Origin of the sequence: Vibrio sinaloensis DSM 21326 (assembly GCF_000189275.1) — a bacterium.
GTDB lineage: Bacteria > Pseudomonadota > Gammaproteobacteria > Enterobacterales > Vibrionaceae > Vibrio > Vibrio sinaloensis.
In genome coordinates this window covers 1-4,006 of the sequence record NZ_AEVT01000071.1, presented here as the reverse complement: position 1 = coordinate 4,006, position 4,006 = coordinate 1, and the positions used below count along the sequence as shown (strand labels likewise).

The window sequence follows — 4,006 nt, the reverse complement described above, 5'->3', positions numbered from 1 at the left end:
CCGACACCAAATCAAAAACTTTGCTCATAGGAACCTCAAGAATGATTGCAACGACATTAAGTCGTTATTGTGACTGTATAAATATACAGAAACAATAGCAGAGAGAAAAATATCACCCTGTTTTTATCATTTTGTTTTGCTTTCGCTAGATCCGCGCTGTCAATCCTGTTACTATCTTTCGCCCTACTCGAGATCTACTCTCATTTCCTTCTAGTTTTCGCTCACAGCTTATTCACAAAATTTAGTTAATTTTACTGATCTGTAATTTGATCATCTTGATCCAAATTATCCACACTGAGCACTAAAAATAGGCTGATGCTTTATTATACAGGCAGTTATGCGAAGATCTTTTTTGATTATTTTTAGTTCAATTACTCTATCTTTGACCTGTTTATTAATTGCTCAAGTTTAATTAACACACTTATCCACAATTTTGGTGGATAAGTAAATAGAGCCTTTATCGGACAAGGGCTTCAGGAAAGTAAAGCTTTTTTCATTAAAAAAATTGCCGATTATCCACCACTTTAGTGTTGACACTGACCGTATCGATCGTTAAGATTCGCCCCGCTTTATAGCAATTCCTCCTTAGCTCAGTTGGTAGAGCGACGGACTGTTAATCCGCAGGTCGCTGGTTCGAGCCCAGCAGGAGGAGCCAAATTCAGAATAAGCCGTGTCGCAAGACGCGGCTTTTTCGTATCTAAATCTTACGCTCTTCAAGGCGAGTAAACCTCCCTCCGCTTTCCACCTTGCGCCCCGACTCATCGTAATAAATCGCTAGCGAAACAAGACAGTTAAAAACTCCAATGACGCAGCTCAACTTTAGCCTGGACGTTTCCTACGCTTATTTGCTGTCAAAAATGCTCATTAGACGAATTATTTCGTATAATTTTTACTCATTGATATAAAACCTTATCTTTCCTTGGTTGTTATTGCGCTGGCAAAGCAGGATAATATCGGGATCGGAATTTCTTAAACAAATAACTATGACCGAATATCTTTTGTTGTTGGTAGGCACAGTCCTAGTCAACAACTTTGTACTGGTGAAGTTTTTGGGCCTTTGTCCATTTATGGGCGTCTCCAAAAAACTGGAAACTGCAATCGGAATGGGGTTAGCGACAACTTTCGTGCTTACCTTAGCCTCCGTGTGCGCATACCTTGTCGAAAACTATATTCTCGGACCACTTGGGCTACAGTACCTGCGTACGATGAGCTTTATCTTGGTCATTGCTGTTGTCGTACAGTTCACCGAAATGGTGGTACATAAAACCAGCCCAACACTATATCGCCTACTTGGTATCTTCCTTCCGCTTATCACAACCAACTGTGCTGTGTTAGGGGTTGCCTTGTTAAACATTAATGAGAATCACAACTTCATTGAATCGATCATATACGGCTTTGGCGCTGCGGTCGGTTTCTCGCTGGTACTGATTCTGTTTGCTTCTATGCGTGAACGTATTACCGCTGCGGATGTCCCTGCACCTTTCAAAGGTGCCTCGATCGCTATGATTACCGCCGGCTTAATGTCATTGGCATTTATGGGCTTTACTGGTTTGGTGAAACTGTAATGAGTGCGATTCTAATAGCGGTATTAGCCGTCGCAGCATTGGCTGCAGTATTCGGTGCGATATTGGGCTTCGCGTCCATTCGCTTCAAGGTGGAAGCGGACCCAATCGTCGATCAAATTGACAGTATCTTGCCGCAAACCCAGTGCGGACAGTGTGGCTACCCTGGTTGCCGCCCCTATGCGGAAGCCATTGCTAATGGCGATGAGATAAATAAATGTCCCCCAGGCGGCCAAGCAACAATAGAGAAGCTGGCTGATTTAATGGGGGTTGAAGCCACCGAGTCTGCGCACGAATTAGATGCAGTCAAAACAGTTGCCTTCATTCATGAGGACATGTGTATAGGCTGTACTAAATGCATTCAAGCTTGCCCGGTTGATGCCATTGTTGGCGGTACCAAAGCTCTACATACCGTTATTAAAGATGAATGTACCGGTTGCGACCTATGTGTTGCTCCCTGCCCAACAGACTGTATTGAGATGATTCCTGTAGAAACAACTACAGCGAACTGGAAGTGGCAATTGGACGCCATTCCTGTTGTTGATATTACCGATTCTGCAACGACGCAGAAAAGTGTGAATTAAGGACTGGCATGTTGTCATTAATCGAACAAATTAAATCTGGCGCACTGTGGGACTTCCCAGGTGGCATCCATCCACCAGAGAACAAGCAACAATCACTTCGCTCTGAGATCGCTCGCGCAAGTATTCCTCAAGAGATCGTTCTGCCAATCAAACAACATATCGGTAAACCAGGCACTATCACTGTAGCCGTAGGCGAACAGGTATTAAAAGGCCAGCCACTGAGTAAGTATGACACCAGTTTTATGCTGCCAGTGCATGCCCCCACTTCGGGCACAGTTACCGCGATTGAATTGAGAACCACGGCTCACCCTTCAGGTTTAGCCGAAACTTGTATCGTTATTCAGCCTGACGGTGAAGACCGTTGGTGCGAACGCCAACAATACCAAGACTTTAGCTCTTTATCGCCAGACGAACTGATCGAGATTATTCGTCAGGCAGGTATCTCAGGTATGGGTGGTGCTGGCTTCCCTACCGCTAAAAAAATCCAATCGGGCTTAGCTCGAACCGACATTCTGATCGTCAATGCTGCTGAGTGTGAACCTTACATCACCGCAGATGATATGTTGATGCAAGAGCACGCCAACGAAATCATTACTGGTATTGAGATCGTTGAACATATCCTTAAGCCAAAACTGACCATCATCGGTATCGAAGATAACAAACCGGATGCCGTCAAAGCACTCCAAGCTGCCGCTGATGACAAAGATATCATTATTCGCGTCATCCCAACTAAGTACCCATCAGGTGGTGAAAAGCAGCTAATTAAGATCCTCACCAACAAAGAAGTACCCGCTAATGGTATCCCTGCTGACATCGGGTTAATGGTACAAAACGTTGGCTCACTACAAGCAATAAAACGCGCCGTTTGCGATGGAGAGCCTTTAGTCGAACGAATCGTCACTCTAACGGGGGATACGTTCAAACAACCACGCAATGTTTGGGCAATGATCGGTACCCCAGTGCAATCATTGCTCGACGAATTTGGCTATAAAGCCGACAAGAAACTCGAGCGCTTGATCATGGGTGGCCCTATGATGGGCTTCACTCTGCCGCATGCCAATGTACCTATTACCAAAACAGCAAACTGTATTTTGGCTCCAACGCGCAAAGAGATTTCACCAAACCAATACGAGATGGCGTGTATTCGTTGTGGCCAGTGCGCTGAAGCTTGCCCGGCATCTTTATTGCCTCAGCAATTACAGTGGCATGCCAAAGCAGAAGAGTTCGATAAATGCGAAGAACTAAACCTTAAAGATTGTATCGAGTGTGGCGCTTGTGCATTTGTCTGCCCAAGCGAGATCCCTCTCGTTCAATACTATCGCCAAGCTAAGGCTGAAATCCGTACCCGTAAAGAAGAATCTGAAGCGGCTGAGCGAGCAAAAATCCGCTTCGAAGAGAAGAAAGCACGGATGGAGCGAGATAAAGCTGAACGCGAAAATCGCTTCAAGAAAGCTGCAGATAGCCGACGCCAAGAAATGAAGAAGAGTGGCGGTGACGACGCGATTGCTGCTGCCATTGCGAGAGTCAAAGCGCAGAAAGCCGACACTAAACCTGAAGAGCCCGCCGTGAAACCTGCGGTTGCAGCAGCCATTGCCAAAGCTAAGGCCAAACAAGCAGCAGCACTCCAATCTGGCAGCAGTGAGCCAGACAACAGCGAGATGGCGAAACTCCGTGAGGAGAGAAAACGCCAAGCTCGTGAGCGTAAGGCTTTGAAGACACAAGAAGGCGTATCACCTGATGCGACCGAAAGTAAAAAAGATGCGGTAGCGGCAGCAATTGCGCGTGCCAAAGCCAAAAAAGAAGCTCAAAGCGACACTCAAGCTCCGGTTGAAGATAAGAAAGCCGCTGTCGCTGCTGCGA

Annotated in this window: 3 protein-coding genes and 1 tRNA gene; all 4 read left to right on the top strand. The window is 45.9% G+C overall.

Annotated features, from left to right (window positions below; genetic code table 11):
* Positions 1 to 579: 579 nt before the first annotated feature.
* Positions 580 to 655, top strand: a tRNA-Asn gene (locus RH45_RS12530).
* Between the two features lie 328 nt (positions 656 to 983).
* On the top strand, positions 984 to 1,565 hold the full coding sequence (gene rsxA / locus RH45_RS12525; RefSeq protein WP_008077694.1) for an electron transport complex subunit RsxA: 582 nt from the start codon (positions 984 to 986) through the stop codon (positions 1,563 to 1,565).
* Positions 1,565 to 2,146 carry an electron transport complex subunit RsxB gene (gene rsxB, locus RH45_RS12520; protein WP_008077693.1) on the top strand — a complete coding sequence of 194 codons (582 nt, stop codon included), beginning with the start codon at positions 1,565 to 1,567 and terminating at the stop codon, positions 2,144 to 2,146. The genes rsxA and rsxB overlap by 1 nt, the downstream gene beginning before the upstream one ends.
* A gap of 8 nt (positions 2,147 to 2,154) precedes the next feature.
* A partial coding sequence (rsxC, locus tag RH45_RS12515) for an electron transport complex subunit RsxC (RefSeq protein WP_008077692.1) occupies positions 2,155 to 4,006 on the top strand: 1,852 nt, incomplete at its 3' end.

Excerpts from the sequence above, each read along its gene's own strand:
- rsxA (WP_008077694.1), top strand. The coding sequence starts at position 984 with ATGACCGAATATCTTTTGTTGTTGGTAGGCACAGTCCTAGTCAACAAC.
- rsxB (WP_008077693.1), top strand. The coding sequence starts at position 1,565 with ATGAGTGCGATTCTAATAGCGGTATTAGCCGTCGCAGCATTGGCTGCA.